This is a genomic window from Herbaspirillum sp. (assembly GCF_035644555.1).
Taxonomy (GTDB): domain Bacteria; phylum Pseudomonadota; class Gammaproteobacteria; order Burkholderiales; family Burkholderiaceae_D; genus Herbaspirillum.
The window spans coordinates 63757-83746 of sequence record NZ_DASQOH010000079.1 but is presented as its reverse complement, the minus strand read 5'-3'; the positions used below and the strand labels follow the sequence as shown (position 1 = coordinate 83746).

The 19990-nt window shown below is 61.7% G+C and carries 17 protein-coding genes; 2 read left to right on the top strand and 15 right to left on the bottom strand.

The features are described 5' to 3' along the window. Nucleotides 1-109 precede the first annotated feature (109 nt). Both acnA and VE092_RS22430 read left to right on the top strand, forming a co-directional pair. Nucleotides 110-2821, top strand: coding sequence for an aconitate hydratase AcnA (acnA, locus tag VE092_RS22435; RefSeq protein WP_324880121.1), 2712 nt, complete (start codon nucleotides 110-112; stop codon nucleotides 2819-2821). A gap of 211 nt (nucleotides 2822-3032) precedes the next feature. Further along, nucleotides 3033-4280 (top strand): DUF2863 family protein, encoded by a 1248-nt coding sequence (locus tag VE092_RS22430; RefSeq protein ID WP_324880120.1) that lies wholly within the window; start codon nucleotides 3033-3035, stop codon nucleotides 4278-4280. Between the two features lie 190 nt (nucleotides 4281-4470). On the opposite strand, the gene VE092_RS22425 is transcribed toward VE092_RS22430, so the two are convergent. The 15 genes from VE092_RS22425 to phaC all read right to left on the bottom strand — a co-directional run bounded on the left by VE092_RS22425 (nucleotide 4471) and on the right by phaC (nucleotide 19983). Continuing rightward, on the bottom strand, nucleotides 4471-4977 hold the full coding sequence (locus VE092_RS22425; protein WP_006463271.1) for a chemotaxis protein CheW: 507 nt from the start codon (nucleotides 4975-4977) through the stop codon (nucleotides 4471-4473). Between the two features lie 18 nt (nucleotides 4978-4995). Further along, nucleotides 4996-7170, bottom strand: a complete 2175-nt coding sequence (cheA, locus tag VE092_RS22420) for a chemotaxis protein CheA (protein ID WP_324880119.1) — start codon at nucleotides 7168-7170, stop codon at nucleotides 4996-4998. A gap of 53 nt (nucleotides 7171-7223) precedes the next feature. Beyond that, a complete protein-coding gene (locus VE092_RS22415; protein WP_324880118.1) occupies nucleotides 7224-7589 on the bottom strand; it encodes a response regulator in 366 nt (121 codons plus the stop codon). 130 nt (nucleotides 7590-7719) lie between these two features. Continuing rightward, nucleotides 7720-8274: a chemotaxis protein gene (locus VE092_RS22410; protein WP_324880117.1), complete on the bottom strand. Its 555-nt coding sequence runs from the start codon at nucleotides 8272-8274 to the stop codon at nucleotides 7720-7722. Nucleotides 8275-8346: 72 nt separating this feature from the next. Further along, the gene (motB, locus tag VE092_RS22405) at nucleotides 8347-9285 is read right to left on the bottom strand and encodes a flagellar motor protein MotB (RefSeq protein ID WP_324880116.1); all 939 of its coding nucleotides are present in this window, start codon (nucleotides 9283-9285) and stop codon (nucleotides 8347-8349) included. Between the two features lie 65 nt (nucleotides 9286-9350). After that, nucleotides 9351-10211 carry a flagellar motor stator protein MotA gene (gene motA / locus VE092_RS22400; RefSeq protein ID WP_324880115.1) on the bottom strand — a complete coding sequence of 287 codons (861 nt, stop codon included), beginning with the start codon at nucleotides 10209-10211 and terminating at the stop codon, nucleotides 9351-9353. A 175-nt stretch (nucleotides 10212-10386) separates the two neighbouring features. Beyond that, nucleotides 10387-11181 (bottom strand): class I SAM-dependent methyltransferase, encoded by a 795-nt coding sequence (locus VE092_RS22395; protein WP_324880114.1) that lies wholly within the window; start codon nucleotides 11179-11181, stop codon nucleotides 10387-10389. Nucleotides 11182-11285: 104 nt separating this feature from the next. After that, on the bottom strand, nucleotides 11286-11897 hold the full coding sequence (flhC, locus tag VE092_RS22390; protein ID WP_324880113.1) for a flagellar transcriptional regulator FlhC: 612 nt from the start codon (nucleotides 11895-11897) through the stop codon (nucleotides 11286-11288). A 175-nt stretch (nucleotides 11898-12072) separates the two neighbouring features. Then, nucleotides 12073-12390, bottom strand: coding sequence for a flagellar transcriptional regulator FlhD (gene flhD, locus VE092_RS22385; protein WP_324880112.1), 318 nt, complete (start codon nucleotides 12388-12390; stop codon nucleotides 12073-12075). A gap of 632 nt (nucleotides 12391-13022) precedes the next feature. Beyond that, entirely contained in the window at nucleotides 13023-14201 is a 1179-nt protein-coding gene (locus VE092_RS22380) for a cystathionine beta-lyase (protein ID WP_324880111.1), read from the bottom strand. Nucleotides 14202-14319: 118 nt separating this feature from the next. Then, a complete protein-coding gene (locus tag VE092_RS22375) occupies nucleotides 14320-14730 on the bottom strand; it encodes a hypothetical protein (RefSeq protein WP_324880110.1) in 411 nt (136 codons plus the stop codon). An 11-nt stretch (nucleotides 14731-14741) separates the two neighbouring features. Beyond that, the gene (gene rimO / locus VE092_RS22370) at nucleotides 14742-16118 is read right to left on the bottom strand and encodes a 30S ribosomal protein S12 methylthiotransferase RimO (RefSeq protein WP_324880109.1); all 1377 of its coding nucleotides are present in this window, start codon (nucleotides 16116-16118) and stop codon (nucleotides 14742-14744) included. Nucleotides 16119-16327: 209 nt separating this feature from the next. Next, complete coding sequence (phaR, locus tag VE092_RS22365) at nucleotides 16328-16894, bottom strand: polyhydroxyalkanoate synthesis repressor PhaR (protein WP_324880108.1); 567 nt, start codon at nucleotides 16892-16894, stop codon at nucleotides 16328-16330. Nucleotides 16895-17168: 274 nt separating this feature from the next. Next, complete coding sequence (locus VE092_RS22360) at nucleotides 17169-17909, bottom strand: 3-ketoacyl-ACP reductase (RefSeq protein WP_324880107.1); 741 nt, start codon at nucleotides 17907-17909, stop codon at nucleotides 17169-17171. Nucleotides 17910-18156: 247 nt separating this feature from the next. Then, nucleotides 18157-19983, bottom strand: a complete 1827-nt coding sequence (gene phaC / locus VE092_RS22355) for a class I poly(R)-hydroxyalkanoic acid synthase (protein ID WP_324880106.1) — start codon at nucleotides 19981-19983, stop codon at nucleotides 18157-18159. Between the last annotated feature and the right edge of the window lie 7 nt (nucleotides 19984-19990).

The following is a 19990-nucleotide window of genomic DNA, read 5'->3' as shown; positions in this document are numbered from 1 at the left end:
AGAAACGAAGCATCACAGAATCAGGCAGCACCCCGCAGTTCACCATTGCAGCGCAAACCGGATTCGACTAGCTAGCATCACTAAATTGCCAAATTAAGGAGAAGAGGCCATGTCTCGCAACACATTGAACACCCTGAAGGAATTCAAGATTTCCGGTTCCAAGAAGGGCAAGTTCTACTCCCTGCCCGCCCTGCAAAAATCGCTGGGCGTGAATATCTCGCGCCTGCCGGTGTCCATCCGTATCGTGCTGGAATCGGTGCTGCGCAACTGCGACGGCCAGAAGGTCACCGAAGAACACGTCAAGCAGCTGGCCAACTGGGGCGCCAAGGCCGCCCGCGTGGATGAGATCCCCTTCGTGGTGGCCCGCGTGGTGCTGCAGGACTTCACCGGCGTACCGCTGCTGGCCGACCTGGCCGCCATGCGCAATGTCGCCAGCAAGCTGGGCAAGAACCCCAAGAACATCGAGCCGCTGGTTCCGGTGGACCTGGTGGTGGACCACTCGGTGCAGATCGACCACTTCCGCGAGAAGAAGGCGCTGGACCTGAACATGAAGCTGGAATTCTCGCGCAACAACGAGCGCTACCAGTTCATGAAGTGGGGCATGCAAGCCTTCGATACCTTCGGTGTGGTGCCCCCGGGCTTCGGCATCGTCCACCAGGTCAACCTGGAATACCTGGCACGCGGCGTGCACAACAAGACCGGCGTCTACTACCCTGACACCCTGGTCGGCACCGACTCCCACACCACCATGATCAACGGCATCGGCGTGGTCGGCTGGGGCGTGGGCGGCATCGAAGCCGAAGCCGGCATGCTGGGCCAGCCGGTCTACTTCCTGACCCCGGACGTGGTCGGCGTGAACCTGACCGGCGCGCTGCGCGAAGGCGTCACCGCCACCGACCTGGTGCTGACCATCACCGAACTGCTGCGCCAGACCAAGGTCGTGGGCAAGTTCGTCGAATTCTTCGGTGAAGGCACCGAATCGCTGTCCCTGACCGACCGCGCCACCATCGCCAACATGGCTCCGGAATACGGCGCCACCATGGGCTTCTTCCCGGTTGACGATGCCACCATCGACTACTTCAAGGGCACCGGCCGTACCAAGGCCGAGATCGACGCCTTCGAAGCCTACTTCAAGGCACAGGGCCTGTACGGTGTGCCCAAGGCCGGCCAGATCGACTACACCCAGGAAGTCTCGCTGGACCTGGGTACCGTCGCTCCCTCGCTGGCAGGTCCCAAGCGCCCGCAGGACCGCATCGAGATCGGCAACGTCAAGTCCACCTTCTCCGACCTGTTCACCAAGCCGACTTCCGAGAACGGCTTCAACAAGAAGGCCGAAGACCTGACCGCGTCCTACAAGAACGCCGATGGTGTGGATCTGCACAACGGTGACGTGCTGATCGCCGCCATCACCTCCTGCACCAATACCTCCAACCCGAGCGTGCTGCTGGCCGCTGGCCTGCTGGCCAAGAAGGCGGTCGAAGCCGGCCTGAAGGTCGCGCCGCACATCAAGACCTCGCTGGCCCCTGGCTCGCGCGTGGTGACCAAGTACCTGGAAGCGGCTGGCCTGCTGCCCTACCTGGAAAAGCTGGGCTTTGGCGTGACCGCCTACGGTTGCACCACTTGCATCGGCAACGCCGGTGACCTGACTGCGGCCATGAACGAAGCCATCGTCAAGAACGACGTCGTGGCGGCCGCCGTGCTGTCGGGCAACCGTAACTTCGAAGCCCGTATCCACCCGAACATCCGCGCCAACTTCCTGGCTTCGCCGCCGCTGGTGGTGGCCTACGCGATCGCCGGCAATGTCACCCGTGACCTGATGACCGAACCGGTCGGCAAGGGCAAGGGCGGCAAGGATATCTACCTGGGCGACATCTGGCCGACCTCGCAAGAGATCGAAAAGCTGCTCAAGTTCGCCATGAACGCCAAGACCTTCAAGGAGAACTACGCCGACGTGAAGGGTGCTCCGGGCAAGCTGTGGGAAGCCATCAAGGGCGTCGCCAAGGGCGAAGTCTACAACTGGCCGACCTCGACCTACATCGCCGAGCCGCCGTTCTTCGAGAACTTCAGCGAAGAGCCCAAGATGGCAGCGGCCGGCATCACCGGTGCTCGCGCCCTGGGCGTGTTCGGCGACTCGATCACCACCGACCACATCTCCCCGGCCGGTTCGATCAAGGAATCCAGCCCGGCCGGCAAGTGGCTGCAGGCCAACGGCGTGCTCAAGGCTGACTTCAACTCCTACGGCTCGCGCCGCGGCAACCACGAGATCATGATGCGCGGCACCTTCGCCAACGTGCGTATCAAGAACCTGATGATCCCGGCCAAGCCCGACGGCTCGCGCGTGGAAGGTGGCATCACCCTGCACCAGCCGACCGGCGAAGAAATGTCGATCTATGACGCCGCCATGAAGTACGTGGCCGAAGGCACCCCGACCATGGTGTTCGGTGGCGAAGAGTACGGTACTGGCTCCTCCCGTGACTGGGCCGCCAAGGGCACCCAGCTGCTGGGCGTGAAGGCCGTGATCGCACGTTCCTTCGAGCGCATCCACCGTTCCAACCTGGTCGGCATGGGTGTGCTGCCGCTGCAGTTCCTGGGTAGCGACAGCGTGCAGACGCTGGGCATCACCGGTGACGAAACCTTCGACCTGAAGGGCCTGGACGGCGAAATCAAGCCGCAACAGGAAGCCACCCTGGTGGTCCACCGCAAGAACGGCGAGACCAAGGAAGTCAAGCTGCTGCTGCGCATCGATACCCCGATCGAAGTGGACTACTACAAGCATGGCGGCATCCTGCCGTTCGTGCTGCGTCAACTGCTGGCAGCCTAAGCAGGACGGGCAGCGCGGCACTGCTCGGTGCCGCTGCTGCCATGCAGTCTGCACGTTCGCAGAAACGAGGAACGCCGGATTCGTCCGGCGTTTTTTATTTTGCCTCTGCCGCAAGCCGTCCTCTGGAATCAGGTCAGCAGTCTGAGACGGATACGGCCGCCAAATCATCTACAATAGGCGGTTTCGTTTCCACAGATTACAGATAGCCTACATGCGTCGTCCTGCTAAACGTTCCTCCTCCAAGCTCTCTGCCGACAGCCAGCATCTGGTCACCTATGCGCAAGCCATCGCGCAGGCGTCCAGCCGGCTCGAAGAGCGCGCCTGGCTGAAACCCCTGGACGCCCTGCTCAACAAGCTCCTGCGCGCCGGCAACCAGGGCCTGATCGACACCGCGCTGGACCACCTCTTCAAGGCCGACCTGGACGCCTACGATGTCCTGATCGAGGCCGTCGAAGCCGGCAGCGAGGCCACCACCCTGGAACACGACGGCCAGGACTACGACGTGCAGCTGCTGGTATTGCCGGTATTGGCCTGGACCCGCTTCGCTATCGCGTCGGGTGCCATCGCCGGCGACCTGCAGAACGCCATCGCGGCGCATCTGCACGCGCACATCCTGGCCAAGGATGCGCGCCTGGCGCTGGCGCCCAACCTGTTCTCCATCGAACAGCTGCCGCGCGTGCATGCCGATGTGTTCGCCCTGACCCGCCAGATGGGCCAGAGCGCGCTCAAGAATGCCCCGGTGCAGCTGCGCGGCGAACAGCCACCCACCGCCGCGTTCCTGGCCGATACCCGCTACGCCATCGCGGCTGTGGTGGTGCCGGCCGGCGGCGCCCTGTTCCACTGGCAGGAAAGCGAACAACAGAGCCACTTCTCGGCCAACAAGAGCGCCGCCTTCGAGGCTTGGACGCAGCAGGCCACCCCGATCTTCACGCGCCTGCTGCCGGGCTGCAATGTCGAGCTGCTGCTGCCGCAAGCCTATTTCTTCGGTTGCCGCGAAGCCGACAAGCACATCCGCCCCGCCTCGATCCGCGCCGCCGATTATTTCCTCACGCAGACACTGGACATCGCCTCCTCCGAGCTGCATGCCAGCATCGGCGGCTTTTCCGAAGACATCAACGGCCAGATCGACGAATACCGCATCGGCTTTTCCATCGGCAGCGATCCCACCGTGGTCTATGGCACCGTCTGGCCCCTGTATGAGCAGGAAAACGGCGAAGACCTGCCGCTGATGATCCCGGCCGGCGCCGGCCTGCTGGAAGGCCTTCCGACCAGCCCGCTGCAACAGATCCTGACTGTCCTGCGCGAATGCGGCATCGTCCACATCAAGCACCATGCCGAGCGCTTCACCATGGAGTTTTGCGATGACTGCGGCGCGCCGCTGTTCCCCGACCGCGAAGGGGAACTGGTGCATGCCGAGATGCCGGAAGACACTCCGCCCCCGGTCGAGCATTTCCACTGAGCGCCACCCTGGCAGCGCGCCCTGCGGTGCCTCGCACGGACAATAAAAAAGGCATCCACCTCAGAGGCGGATGCCTTTTTCTCTTCTGCATCGGGCTATGATGCCCGCTTTCCCTGCGTTGCCGGGTGACGAACGACGTCAGGTCCGGACTGCGTCTCCTCCGGATCCCGAATGACAGGCCTGAGGGCGATCAGGCAGCCAGTTTTTCGATCAGGCCCATTTCAGCGCTGGACATCAGCTTGTCGATGTCCACCAGGATCAGCATGCGCTGTTCCAGGGTACCCAGACCGATCAGGTAGTCGGAGTCGAAGGTGGTGCCCATTTCCGGGGCCGGCTTGATCTGTTCCTGGGTCAGGGTGATCACGTCGGAGACGCTGTCGACCACCATACCCACCACGCGACCACCGATATTGAGGATGATCACCACGGTGAACTGGTCGTAGGTCGGCTCGCCCAGCTGGAACTTGATGCGCATATCGACGATGGGGACGATGATGCCGCGCAGGTTGACCACGCCCTTGATGAAGTCGGGCGAGTTGGCGATGCGGGTCACGGCTTCGTAGCCGCGGATTTCCTGAACCTTCAGAATATCGATACCGTATTCTTCCTTACCCAGGGTGAAGGCAAGAAATTCGTTTCCATTGCTGTCGGTTTTTTCGCCGAAGCCGGAAAGATTCTTGGTTGCAGTGTCAGACATGGTGTGGCCCTTTAAATATCAGGAAAATACAGATTCGTCGTTCAGTTGGCGGCTGGATCGCAGCAAGGCTGCCACATCGACAATCAGGGCGACGCCGCCGTCGCCCAGAATGGTAGCACCGGAAATGCCAGCCACCTTCCGGTAGTTGGATTCCAGATTCTTGACAACGATCTGCTGTTGTCCGATCAGGTCATCCACGAAAAGTGCTGCCTTTTTCCCGTCCGACTCCAGAATGACCACCAATCCTTGAGAGGGATCGGTGAAGGAGGGTTCGATGTTGAAAATCTGATACAGCGGGATCAGTGGCAGATATTCGCCGCGCACGCGCAGCACCTGGCCCTGGCCAGAGATTTCCTTGATATCTTGCGCCAATGGCTGCAAAGATTCAACCACGTATCCCAGCGGCAATATGTAAACTTCTTCACCGATGCGAATCGACATCCCGTCCAGGATGGCCAGTGTCAGCGGCAGGGAGATCGAAATGGTGGTGCCAAAGCCCTTGCTGGAGCGGATATCGACCGCGCCGCCCATGGCCAGGATGTTGCGTTTGACCACATCCATGCCCACGCCGCGGCCGGAGACATCGGTCACCTGCTCGGCAGTGGAGAAGCCCGGTTCGAAGATCAGCTGCCAGACCTCGGCATCCGACAGGTTGTCGGTCACCGGCATGCCCTGCTGCTTGGCCTTGGCCAGGATCTTGTCGCGGTTGAGGCCACCGCCATCGTCGGTGACTTCGATGATGATGTTGCCGCCCTGGTGCTCGGCCGACAGCGACAGTACGCCGGCTTCGCTCTTGCCGGCGCTACGCCGCGCCTCGGGCAGTTCGATGCCATGGTCGATGCTGTTGCGCACCAGGTGGGTGAGCGGGTCGACGATGCGTTCGATCAGGCCCTTGTCCAGCTCGGTCGCGGCGCCATGGGTGACGAATTCGACCTGTTTGCCCAGCTTGTGCGCCAGGTCCCGCACCATGCGCGGGAAACGCGAAAAGACATAATCCATGGGCATCATGCGGATCGACATCACCGATTCCTGCAGATCCCGGGTATTGCGGCTCAACTGGCTGACGCTGTTGAGCAGGTGTTCATGCAGCATCGGGTCGAGCTTGCCGACGCGCTGCTCGATCATGGCCTGGGTGATCACCAGCTCGCCCACCAGGTTGATCAGCTGGTCGACCTTTTCGATGCTCACGCGGATCGAGGAAGATTCCGGCCCCTGGCCGGCGCCGCCCTTGGCGGACTTCTTCTCCGCGGAACCATGCTCGCCATGCAGATGGGCGTCGTCGTGATGACCGTTGGTGACGGCATGGACCGGCGCCTGGCTTTCCGCCTCCGGCTTCCTGGCGCTGATGTCGAGCGGCACGAAGGGGGCAAAGAAGCCGTAACCCTGCTCGCGCTCCTTGTCTTCCAGCGTGGTGTGGTTGTCGAAGAAGCCGTAACCCTGGGCGCGTTCGCGGTCTTCCTGGGTCACGAAGTTATCGAAGAAGCCATAGCCACGCTCTTCATCACTGGCCTGGCCCGATTCGACCGCCTGCGAAATCTTCAGATCGGCGACATTGACGATGAAGGCGCAGATGGCGACCACGTCATCGATCGGTTCGGCCGTATCAAGGATGAAGACCCAGTTGCCCTCGGCCGACTTGGCCTTTTCGATCTTGCCCAGCATGGCCAGTTCATCGGCCAGGGCTTCGGCATCCTTGTCGGCAATGACCGGCATTTCCAGCCGGTAGCGGCGTACGCCACCGGGGCCGACCACGGCACCGGCCGGGGCTGACACGGCTGTCCTGGGTGCTGCCGCGCTGGAACTCTTGCCCTGCGACAGGGCTTCGAGCAGCATGCGAACGTCACCCACGGCATCCTGGTCCACCTCGGCACCGTGCTTGTGGCCGTCGAGCATGGACTTCAACACATCCTTGGCGGCCAGGAAGGCATCCACGTGTTCCGAGGTCAGGGCCATCTGCCCCTGGCGGATGCGATCCAGCAGGGATTCCAGCACGTGCGTGACTTCGGCGATGTCGGTCAGGCCGAAGGTGGAGGAACCGCCCTTGATGGAATGCGCTGCCCGGAACACGGCATTGAGGTCCTCCGGGTCGGGCGAGGCCACATTGACGGCCAACAACAGCTTTTCCATTTCGGCGAGCCCTTCCTCGGCCTCGTCGAAAAAGACCTGGAAAAACTGGCTCATATCAATGCTCATGCCTGGGCTCCATGCTGGATGCGGTTGCTATCGTTCTTGTTATCCCGGCAAGTTCAGCCGATTACCTTGCGCACCACCTCGGTCAGGCGCTGCGGATCGAAGGGCTTGACCAGCCAGCCATTGGCGCCGGCCGCCTTGCCCTTGGCCTTCATTTCGTCGCTGAACTCGGTGGTCAGCATCAGGATCGGCACCTTGGCATAGCTGGTCAGCTCGCGCAGTGAGCGGATCAGGGTCAGGCCATCCATGCGCGGCATGTTCTGGTCGGTCAGGACCAGGTCGAAGGTATGCGTCTTGGCCTTTTCCAGCGCGTCCACACCGTCCACCGCCTCGGTGACGTTGTAACCCGCAGCCTTCAGACTGAATACCACCATCTGGCGCAGTGACCCGGAATCATCTACTGCGAGAATCGTTTTGGACATCGTTACTCCCTGTTTCTTCAATAAGGCTCATGCGCGTATGCATTATGCCGCAGCTCTTGTCTCCGACCTATTGCCCTGCCTCGGCCGGAATGACCTAGTTCAATCTTGTCCCACTCAGTCCCTGAGGCACTCAGAACAACTCGATGTCGCCGCTTTCCATGCGGGTCTGGCGCACCGCCTTCCACAGGCCGCTATCGAGTACGGTCAGCCGTTCTTCCATCGCCTGCACGGTACTGGCCAGCAGCTCCTTGAGTTCTTCGTCGGTCTGCCCCTGCTCCGGCACGATCTCGAAGCTGTTGGCGCTCAATACGCCCAGGGCTTCGCGCAACCCGATCACACGCCGCACGATACGCTCCAGCAGCTGGCTGGTCATGTCCTGGAACTGCAGGCCGGTCACCGCGGCGTTGACATGGTGGCTGACCTGGGCCTGGGTGGCCTTGAGCTGATCGATGCTCTCGCTGTCGAACTCGCCCGTGCCGTTCATCAGGCCCTCCAGGATGGTCTGCTGGGCCTGCACCGAGCGGTGCAGTTCCATGAAGCTGGTGCCCAGCTTGCCGATGGCTTCGCCCAGCAGGATGTTGGTCTGGACCAGGTCCGACTCCACCTCCGTCAATTGGCGGCTGCCGCCGCTGGCAGTATCGAGCAACAAACGCTTGAGCTCCTGCAGCATGGTCTTGGTCGGCATATCCAGCTCTCTTCCCCTGTTCAGTTGGAACACTTCTGCTTCAATGGCAAATCCCTGCCCGTCACGCCGGCCTCAGTTCTTGGGCGGCGCGGTCAAACCCTGCTGAATCTCGTCGTCGCTGGCATCGGTGGGCACGTTCAGCGAGCCGCTGTCCTTCTCCACCAGTTCCTCGGCCTTCTTGTTCATGACGATGATGCTGATGCGACGGTTGATGGGGTTGAACGGATCTTCCTTGTCCAGCAGCACCGCCGAGGACAAGCCCACCACCCGCAGCACCTTGGATTCGTCCATCCCCCCGATGATCAGCTCGCGGCGCGATGCATTGGCGCGGTCGGCCGATAGCTCCCAGTTGCTGTAGCCCTTCTCGCCACGGGAATACGGCGTGGCATCGGTGTGACCGGACAGGCTGATCTTGTTGGGCACGTCGTTCAGGGTGCGCCCGATCTCGTGCAGGATTTCCTTGGTATAGGGCTGCAGCTGCGCGCTGGCCAGTGCAAACATCGGGCGGTTCTTCTCGTCCACGATCTGGATGCGCAAGCCTTCCGAGGTGATGTCGATCAACAGCTGGTTCTTGAACTGCTTGAGCGTCGGATTGGAATCGATGGCCTTCTCCAGCCGCGACTTCAATTGTTCCAGACGCGAACGCTCGGCCCGTTCCAGTTCCTGCTGGGCCTGCTTGAGGGTCTGCTTGCGCGACACCACGTCGTTCTCGCCCTTGCGTAACTGACCATCCTGGCGGGTCAGGTCCTTGCCGCCACCCGGCAGCACCGTATTGGCGTCGCCGCTGCCGGAGCCGCCCGCCATGGCCACCTTCAGCGGTGTCTTGAAATATTCGGCAATGCCGTTGAGGTCGCCCTTGGCGGTCGAACCCAGCAGCCACATCAGCAGGAAGAACGCCATCATCGCGGTCACGAAGTCGGCGTACGCGATCTTCCAGGCACCGCCGTGGTGACCGCCGCCGCCCTTCTTGATCCGCTTAACGATTATGGGACGTAGCCCTTCGTCGGCCATGCCTTACTCCTGCTCAATGCTGATGTCTGTGTGAACCGAACTGCCTACCCCCGCCCGAGGCAGGATCACTTGCCCTTGGCCTGCTTGACGTGTTCTTCCAGTTCGAGGAAGGTCGGGCGCTCGGTCGAGAACAGGACCTTGCGGCCGAATTCGATCGACAGCGCCGGCGCATAGCCATTCAGGCTGGCCAGCAGCGTCACCTTCACGCACTGGTAGATCTTGGTCGATTCGTGCAGCTTCTGCTCCAGCAGGCTGGAGAGCGGGCCCACGAAACCGTAGGCCAGCAGAATACCGAGGAAGGTACCCACCAGCGCGTGCGCGATGAGCATACCCAGTTCGGACGGCGGGATACCCACCGATTCCATGGTGTGCACCACCCCCATCACCGCGGCCACGATACCGAAGGCCGGCATGCCGTCACCCAGCTTGGCGATGCAATGCACCGGAATCTCACCCTCGTGGTGGTGGGTCTCGATTTCGTTATCCATCAGGTTTTCGATCTGGAAGGCATCCATGTTGCCCGACACCATCAGACGCAGGTAGTCGGTCATGAACTCGATGAGATGGTGGTCGGCCAGCACGCCGGGATACTTGCTGAAGATGGGGCTGCTTTCCGGCTCTTCGATGTCCCCTTCGATGGACATCAGGCCTTCCTTGCGGGACTTGGTGAGGATCTCGAACAGCAGCGCCATCAACTCCATGTACAGCGCTTTAGTGTAGGTCGAGCCCTTGAGGACGGTCGGCAAGGCCTTCATCGTGGCCTTGATCGCCTTGCCGTTATTGCCGACCAGGAATGCACCACCAGCGGCGCCGCCGATCATCAGCAGTTCGAGTGGCTGGAACAGCGCCCCGAGGTGGCCGCCCGACAGGGCAAAGCCGCCGAAGACGGAGCCCATGACAATGACATATCCGATTATGACTAACAAAGTGCCTACTCCCGTCCCAGTGGCGTTGCATGTATTTTCACGTTCGTCAGATTACAGGTATTCCAATCAAGCAAATGAGGGAATACATATCCGAAAAACGCCCTTCCTTTTCGATTTACGGCGCAATCCCGGCAAACTTGATACGTCGCGTCTCGCAGTTCGCCGTTTTGTGCTTTCACATGCGCCAGCCATGCAGCACCGGCCCGCCTCCCTCCGGCTGTATCACCAGGTCCGGCGTACTGCCCGGAATATGGAATTCGTAACTCAATAGCAGACTGCCCGGACGCATCTCGGCGCGGGCCTTGTGCCACAGGGCGAGCATGGCGGCCGGCGAAAGATAGGCGAATACCACGTCGTAGTCGGCGAAATCGAGCAGCAGGTAATCACCGCGCACGAAACGGCAGCGGTTGCCCGCCAGCGCCGCCCGTACCCGGCTCACCAGCCACGGCAAGGGCGCAATCTCGATGCCGGTGAAGATGCTGTCGGGACGGCGTCGCGAAAGATCCAGCACGGCACCGCCCAGACCGCTGCCGATATCCATGAAGCGAACCGGACGTCCCTCGGGCAGCAACGCAGCCACGGCATCCCAGGCACTGCGTCCGGACGGATAGAACGGCACCTGGCTGCGGAAAGTGGACCAGAACAGCACCAGCATGAACAGGAAAACCGCCAGGAACAGCCAGGGCGGCAACTGCAGCCGTGCGACCAGCAGGGCCGCCAGCGGGAACACCAGAAGGATCAGCGACCACCAGACGGCCATGCGCCGCAGGCGTGCCAGCAGCGCGGCGATCACGCCGTGCAGCAGGGAAGTTTGCCAGGGGGACAGGGAAGAAAAGCCGGCGCGCTGCCACAGCACGTCGATCACGTTGGCGGCCACCAGGGCCAGCACGAACAGCACCAGGGCCTGGATCGCCGGCGCCTGCAGCAGTGGCCTGCGGCGTGCGCCGGGGTGGTTCTCTAGGTCAGACATCTAGGCAAGCGGCCCCATTTTCCTGGCTCGGCAAACGGTCGCGCTCCCGCGACCGATCCGCCGGGCCGTTACCGCATCGGCAGCGACTGCACGCATGGGGTCGGTCAGGCGACCGCCGCCAGCGCCGGCACGGCGGCCACCGGCGCCGCCGCTGCCACCGGCAGGGTCTCGACCAGGCCCATGACGATGGCGTCCTTGGCCTTCTTGGTCTTGCCAGCACGGGAAGGCATATGGCACAGACCGCACAGGTAGTCCTGATGCAGGTCCAGGCGATGCACCACGAAGTGGCCGCCACACTTGCAGCAGGGCGTGGTCATGAGCATCTTGCTTTCGAAGAAGCGCACCAGCGTCCAGGCACGGGTGAGCGAGAGCACCGGCTCACCGGCATCGCCTTGACCGACCTGCTCCAGATAGAGCTTGTAGGCCTTCATCACGGCTTCGATGCCGTTGATGCGGGCGTGCTCCACCAGATAGCGATGGATGTTGATGAACAGCGAAGAATGGATGTTCGGCTGCCAGGTGATGAACCAGTCCGTGGAGAACGGCAGCATGCCCTTGGGCGGCGAGACCCCCTTCAACTCCTTGTACAACTTCAGCAGGCGCTCGCGCGACAGCGAAGTTTCCGATTCCAGCAGCTGGAGGCGTGCCCCCAGATTGATCAATTCAATGGCCAACTGAATTTCCTGCGCCTCTGTGACAACGCTCTTCTTAGCCATGGTGCTACCCCCCGGTGATTTCGTAGTGACACTGCCTGACCCCGGTCCATCTGCACAAGCAGAAGGACATCAGGCTGCGAATCCAAGACACAAACTGATTAGTGATACCAAACGTCTTCCCCTCCGGCGCATCGACTTCCCCTGGGCACGCCGGCCCTGCATTTGTCTTGTTGTTTTACGAAATTTGTTCGCTGGGCTGACAGGCCATCAGAATGGCCGCATGCGACTGGGCCAGACTCTTGTCCTTGTTGTAGTTGGTGAGCATACCGAGGATGGCACCGTCGTCGAAACGGAAACGCGTCAACATCATGTTGGTCGCGGCCAGTTTCATGATCTGGGCATTGGACAGGCCTTCGATCAGATCGGCGATCTCGGCACTGATACCCAGGCGGAAGATGGCGGTCGGCTTGTCCTGACGGACCATCTGCTGGGCCAGCATCAGATAGCTCAGATTGGCATCGCGGATTTCCGCCATCATGTCGTTGGTATTCATTTGCACCCCCACCTCGATAAGAACCCCATACTGCTCCGTGCTGCGCGTAGCGGCATTGAGCTGCTTACAATCGCTTACATTTACTTGACTGCAAGCCAATTCTGAGGGGGGGCGGACAGGCGGGAAATTAGACTTGCTCGGTATTTTTCGTCCGAGACGCGCACAATCGATCTGTAGGACTTTGTCTTACACGATGCGCCTTTTTTCCTACAGATTCAAGGAAAAAAAGGTGAACAGCCAGAGTCCTTGCGACTTCCAGCGACAATCAGGAATTTCCTGATCAAAAGATTTCTTGACCGAAATGCGTCAACAAAATTGACATCAAAGCAATAAAATTAATTGTAAATTTTGGCGATTTTGTTGTGCCTTGTTGCTGTAGGACGACTAGCTCAGCCGCATTTCGTCCAGGAAGAGACAAATGCGACTGTAGTTTCCTTCGTGACCGGACCATCAAGAAATTGCAATGATTTACACCGCTTCACCGTTTTTACGCAACATTGCGAGGCCGGCTCGACAATGGGGCAATTTTATGACGCGTCCTTCCGCGCCAAAACGCGAAACAGACGCGACATTTACCTTTATTCAATTTCTTCGAAGCAAATCCCACGACAGCGCCATCGCCGGAGCGGCGATCAAAGGTGTGCCAGGGCCTGTTCGATATCGGCGATGAGATCCTCGGGAGTCTCCAGTCCGATATTGAAGCGCACCAGCTGCCCTTCTCGCTGCCACTGGCCGCGCATGCCCCGCATGCGGTACGGCACGCACAGGCTGTGGGCCCCACCCCAGCTGTAGCCGATCTTGAACAGGCGCAGATTGTCCACGAAGCGATCGGTCTGCAGCTCGTCGTAGCGCGGATCGAAGATCACCGAGAACAGCCCTCCGGCGCCGGTGAAATCGCGCTTCCAGTGCGCATGACCGGGGCAATCCTCGAAGGCCGGATGCAGCACCGACACGATTTCGGGACGCTGCTTGAGCCAGGTCGCCACCTGGCGCGCAGCAGCGTCGTGAGCCTCGAAGCGCAGGCGCATCGAAGACAGGCTGCGCAGCACCAGATAGACATCATCCATGCCCACGCCGAAGCCCAGGCGCATGTGGGCCATCTCCAGCTTTTCATTGAGCGCCTGGTCGCGCACAATGACCGCCCCCATCAGCACGTCCGAGCCGCCGGACTGGTATTTGGTGACCGCCTGCATGACGATGTCCACACCGTGTTCGAAGGCCTTGAAGGCGATGCCGGCGGACCAGGTGTTGTCGATGGCCACCAGCACCCCCCTGGCGTGCGCGGCGCGGCACAGGGCCGGGATGTCCGGCACTTCCATCGATACCGAGCCGGGCGCCTCGGTCCAGACCAGCCGGGTGTTGGGCTGGATCAGCTCGGCCAGGCCCTCCCCTATCATCGGGTCGTAGAAGCGCGCCGTGATCTGGAAATCGCGCTCCAGCCACTGACCCAGGTCCTTGCTGGGACCATAGACGTTGTCGGGCAGAAGTACATCGTCGCCGCTCCTGAGGAAGGCGAAGTTGACCATGGCGATGGCGGCCAGGCCGCTGGGCGTGACGCGGCAATAGTTGCCCCCCTCGATCTCGGCCAGGCGTGCCTCCAGCACGAAGCTGGTCGGCGTGCCGTGCAGGCCGTAGGTGTAGCCCAGCTTTTCGCGCCAGTCGCGCGAACGCATGGCTTCCACATTGGGGAACAGCACCGTCGAAGCGTGATGGATGCCCACCGGGAAAGCCTCGAAGCCGCCGGGGGCGCGATAGCTGCTGTGGACCAGGGAAGTTTGCGGCGTGGGAGAAGTCTGTTTGGAATCGGACACGGTTCTGCCTCTGAAAACGAGCCGCGCAGCAAGGCGCTACGCGCAAAGGCATCACTATACGCGCAGCCTGCCGGCACCGAAAGCGTGCACCCGGCAATGCGCAGCGATCAGAGCAGTCTCAGGGCAGTTGCAGCGCGAATGGCTTGGTGACCGCACCGTCGGCGCTGGACCAGGTGCCGGTAATGGACTGGCCCTGGCGATGACCTTCCCACTGGCCCGAGACATCCTTGCCGTTGATCGACTCTTCCATGATGAAGTCGTCGCCCTCGACCTCGCCGGCCACCAGGATCTCGGGAGAGCCGCCGAAGAAGAAATAGCGCCCTTCCAGGCCATCCTCGTTCTTCTTGGGTTGTAGCGACAGCTGGATATCGCGGCCATCGATCTGGCCGCGCAGCACCAGGGCATGCGTCATCAGCAGTTGCTGCAGCGAGCCCTCGGGCGCGTCGGCCGCCGGCCCGGTGCGGGCCGCCAGGGATGGCGCCACCAGCGAGCAGGTCAGCAGCGCGGCCAGCAGGCCGCGCCCCAGCAAACGCCCCGCCCTCACTCTGCCGCGCCCCACAGGTCGTGGGCATCGGCAGCGGTGATGCGCACATCGACGAACTGGCCGACTTCCAGCTTGCGATGCGGCTCGAAGGGCGGCTTCACGTAAACCACGCCATCGATTTCCGGCGCATCGGAATAGGTGCGGCCGGTACCGCCGTTGCGATCCACCTCGTCGATCAGCACGCGCAGGGTCTTGCCGACCTTGGCCTGCAGGCGCTTCTTGGAAATCTCTTCCTGCAGTTGCATGACGCGGCCGCGACGTTCCTCGCGCACTTCTTCCGGCACCGGGTTGGCGATCTCGTTGGCGGTCGCGCCTTCCACCGGGGAATAGGCGAAGCAGCCCAGGCGGTCGATCTCGGCTTCCCTGAGGAAATCCAGCAGGTATTCGAACTCGGCCTCAGTCTCGCCGGGGAAGCCGGCGATGAAGGTGGAGCGGATCGTGATATCCGGGCACAAGGCACGCCAGGCCTGGATGCGCTCGATGTTCTTTTCGCCATTGGCCGGGCGCTTCATGCGCTTGAGCACATCCGGGTGGGCGTGCTGCAGCGGCACATCCAGGTAGGGCAGGATCTTGCCTTCGGCCATCAGCGGGATGATCTGATCCACGTGCGGATACGGATAGACATAGTGCAGGCGCACCCAGGCACCGTACTGCTGGGCCAGTTCACCCAGCGCACCCACCAGCTGGGTCATGTGGGTCTTGATCGGCTTGCCGTTCCAGAAGCCGGTACGGAATTTCACATCCACGCCATAGGCACTGGTGTCCTGGGAGATCACCAGCAATTCCTTCACACCGGCCTTGAACAGGTTCTCGGCCTCCAGCATCACGTCGGCGATGGGGCGCGAGACCAGATCGCCGCGCATGGAGGGAATGATGCAGAAGCTGCAGCGGTGGTTGCAGCCTTCGGAAATCTTCAGGTAGGCGAAGTGCTTGGGGGTGAGCTTGACACCCTGCGGCGGGACCAGGTCGATGAAGGGAGCATGTGGCTTGGGCAGGTGCTTGTGCACCGCCTGCATCACCTCGCCCACCGCGTGCGGACCGGTCACTTCCAAGACCTTGGGGTGGATCTTCTGGATGATGTCGTCACCCTCGGCGTCCTTCTTGGCGCCCAGGCAGCCGGTGACGATGACCTTGCCGTTTTCGTTCAGGGCCTCGCCAATGGCGTCCAGCGACTCCTGCACGGCGGCATCGATGAAGCCGCAGGTGTTGACGATCACCAGATCGGCGCCGTCGTAGGACTTGGCAGTATCGTAGCCTTCGGCGCGCAACTGGGTCAGGATCTGTTCGGAATCGACCAGTGCCTTGGGGCAGCCGAGGGAGACGAAACCGACCTTGGGCAGGGCCGGGGTGACGGGAGAAGATGGGTTGGACATGGCAGGAGGCTCAGTGAGACGGGCCGGAAACGGCCGAAAATACGGGAAAAAGCGAAAAATGCTTTAAAAATCAGGGCGCTATTGTACATCGTCCGCCCGCTTTCGCCTGTTTTCGGGCGCGACGTGCTGTGGCACAGCAGCAAAACAAAACGGCCCACGCGGGGCCGTCGGGTCAGGCAAGCAGTTGCCGGCCAGTGGCCGGCGCCGGATTACTTCTTCTGATCTGGCGGATTACCGGTGCCGCCGAAGGGGAAGGTGCCGAACATGTTCTTGGTCTGGCTCTGCATCTGCTCCTGCATCTGGATGAACAGGTTCTTGCTCTGTTCGATGTAGTTGCTCATCATGCCCTGCATCATCGGCCCCTGCACGTTCATGAACTGGGTCCACATCTCCGGGCTGAAGGGCTTGCCTTCGTAGAAGCCCTTGGAATTTTCCGCCAGCTTGTTCTGGATGTCGATGAAGGTCTGGATGTTCTTTTCCAGATAGTTGCCCATCATGCCCTGCATGGCATGGCCGTAGTAGCGGATGATCTGCGACAGGGCGCCGCTGGAGAACATCGGGACACCGTGCGACTCTTCTTCCAGGATGATCTGCAGCAGGATGCTGCGGGTGAGGTCGTCGCCGCTCTTGGCATCGACCACGGTGAATTCCTCATTGTCCAGCACCAGTTGCTTGACGTCGGTCAAGGTGATGTAGGAACTGGTCTGGGTGTCGTAAAGACGGCGATTGGGGTATTTCTTGATCAAGCGATCTGCCGAATTTTTTGCAGTAGTCATCTGAAGTCCAGTCTCTCTCATTGCAGCCGTTGGCCGGCCTTGGTTTGCAGCGGTGCGGGCCGCTTCGATGCGTTCCCGACCCGCGGGCGTCCGGGACATGATGCTGTCCTCTCCTTGCTTCTTCTACTGTGGTGCAGCCTGCGTCGTCCTCGCGACGCGGTCGCGCCCTGCTTTTGCAGGGCAGCAACGCAAGCCATTATAGGGGGGAAGACGGACAATGGGGAGCCCGATCGTGCAGTGCGGAGAAATTCTCCGCCAGCTGCAGCAAAGGACATCAGCCCATGTACAGGCCGCCGTTGAGGGAGAAGTCCGAACCGGTGGCGTAACCGCCCTCGGACGAGGCGATCCAGGCCACGATGGAGGCGATTTCCTCCGGTTCGCCCAGGCGCTTGACGGGGATGCCGGAGACGATCTTCTCCAGCACTTCCGGACGGATGGCGCGCACCATGTCGGTACCGACATAGCCCGGCGAGACGGTGTTGACGGTCACGCCCTTGGTCGCCACTTCCTGCGCCAGTGCCATGGTGAAGCCGTGGATGCCGGCCTTGGCGGTGGAATAGTTGGTCTGGCCGAACTGGCCCTTCTGGCCGTTGACCGACGAGATGTTGATGATGCGACCGAAACCGCGCTCGCACATGCCCTCGATGACCTGCTTGGTGACGTTGAAGAGCGAATTCAGGTTGGTGTCGATCACCGCGTCCCAGTCGGCCTTGCTCATCTTGCGGAACTGGCCGTCGCGGGTGATGCCGGCGTTGTTGACCAGCACGTCCACTTCGCCGATTTCGGCGCGCACCTTCTCGAAGGCGGCCTTGGTGGATTCCCAGTCGGACACGTTGCCCTCGGAAGCGTGGATGTCGAAGCCATGGCCACGCATGGTCGCCAGCCAGGAATCCTTGCGGGTGGAATTGGGGCCGCAACCGGCCACCACGGTATAGCCGTCCTTGCACAGACGGGTGCAGATGGCGGTCCCGATGCCGCCCATGCCACCGGTCACATATGCGATACGCTTGCTCATTTGCTGCCTCCTATTGGATGGTGATTATCGGGGTGCGATGCTGCACCCCTGTTTCGCGTCTGCTTTGCGCCGCATTGGTCGGGAGGCCGAGTGTCGACTGGCTTCCCTGTATTGGTCCGACCTGCGCCGCCGCGGATGCGACGCCGGCCGTCTCTCTCTGTCGGCGGTCCCGGCCTGCCGGATCACCGCCCTCTTTTCATCACCGCCGCCGGCTTCTCTGCCCTTCCCTGGCCGGCTGACTGATTCCTCAGGCCGCCGGCTGGTCGGCCTTGACCTTGACGTACCGTCCCGGTGCCGGCTCGATGTGCTTGTAGCGGGTGGAACCCGGCGCCTTGGGTGCGGCCACCTTGCGTCCCCCATGCTTGGCCAGGAAGGCCGCCCACTCGCCCCACCAGCTGCCCGGATGCTCGGTGGCACCGGCCAGCCAGGTATCGGCATCGCTGCCGGCGCGGGCCTTGTCGTTGGTCCAGTAATTGCGCTTGTTCTTGGAGGCCGGGTTGATCACGCCGGCAATGTGTCCCGACGCACCCAGCACGAAACGGTTGTTGCTGCGCTTGCCGGCATTGACCAGGTCCAGCGAGGCATAGGCCGACTTCCAGGGCACGATGTGGTCATCGCGCGAGGCATAGATGAAGGCCGGCGCGCTGATCTTGCGCAGGTCGATCTTCTCGCCGCCCACCGTCAGGCGGCCCGGCTCCTTGAGCGCATTCTCCAGGTACATGTGCCGCAGGTAATAGCAGAACATCGGACCGGGCAGGTTGGTGCTGTCGGCGTTCCAGTACAGCAGGTCGAAGGCGCTGGGCTTCTCGCCCTTGAGGTAATTGGATTCGACGTAGTTCCACAGCAGGTCGTTGGGGCGCAGGCTGGAGAAGGCGCTGGCGAAATCGCGTCCCGCCATCAGGCCGCGCTGGCCGATCATCTGCTCGCGCAGGGCCAGCTGCATCTCGTCGATATAGACGTCGATGGCACCGGTGTCGGAAAAATCGAGGAAGGTGGTCAACAGCGTCAGGCTGGCCACCGGATCTTCTCCACGCGCAGCCAGCAGCGCCAGCGCACAGGACAGGATGGTGCCGCCCACGCAAAAGCCGAGGGCATTGATCTGCGGTTGCTTGCTGATCTCCTGGACGATATGGATGGCGCGCACCACGGCATCGTCCACATAGTTGTCCCAGGTAGCGGCCTCGACCGCAGCATCGGCATTGCGCCAGGAAATCAGGAATACCGTATGTCCCTGCTCCACCGTATAGCGCACCAGCGAATTCTGCGGCTGGAGGTCGAGGATGTAGAACTTGTTGATGCAGGGCGGCACGATCAGGAGCGGCACCGCATGCACGGTCTTGGTCAGCGGCTTGTACTGGATCAGCTGGAACAGCTCGTTCTCGAAGACCACCGAGCCTTCGCTGGCACCGACGTCGCGTCCCACTTCGAAGGCGCTCTCATCGGTCTGCGACACATGCCCCTTCTGCAGATCGGCCAGCAATTGCGCGATGCCCTTGGTCAGGCTTTCGCCGCGGGTCTCGATGATCTTCTGCTGAGCCACCGGATTGGTCGCCAGGAAGTTGGCGGGCGACATCGCATCGATCATCTGCTGCACCGCAAAACGCAACTTGTGACGCACCTTCTCGGTGCCCTTGACCGCATCGGCCAGGGCCAGCAGGAAGCGCGAATTGAGCTGGTAGGCAGCGGCCTGGAATGCGAAGTAAGGATGTTCCTGCCAGGCTGGTGCCGACAGGCGGCGATCGGTGATGGCCGGCGACTTGGCTGCCAGCATCGACTGCCACAATTCACCGAATTCACGGGTGTAGTCCTGCTGCAGACGCATCATGTCGGCCGGGTCCAGCGTGGCGCCCATGTCGCCGAGCTGTCTGACCAGCACCGTGGGGTCGATCTGCCCGGCACCCGGCGGCATGCCAGGCATGCCAGCCATGTTGGGCATGGGCGGCAAATGCGACCTGAATTGCTCGAACTGGGATTGGAACTGGGACTGCAGCGAGGTCCAGAACTTCGGATCGGACATCTGTGCCAGCCACGCGGATACATCGGGAGAGGGTTGCTGCGGATTCTGCTTGTTCATGCTCGGA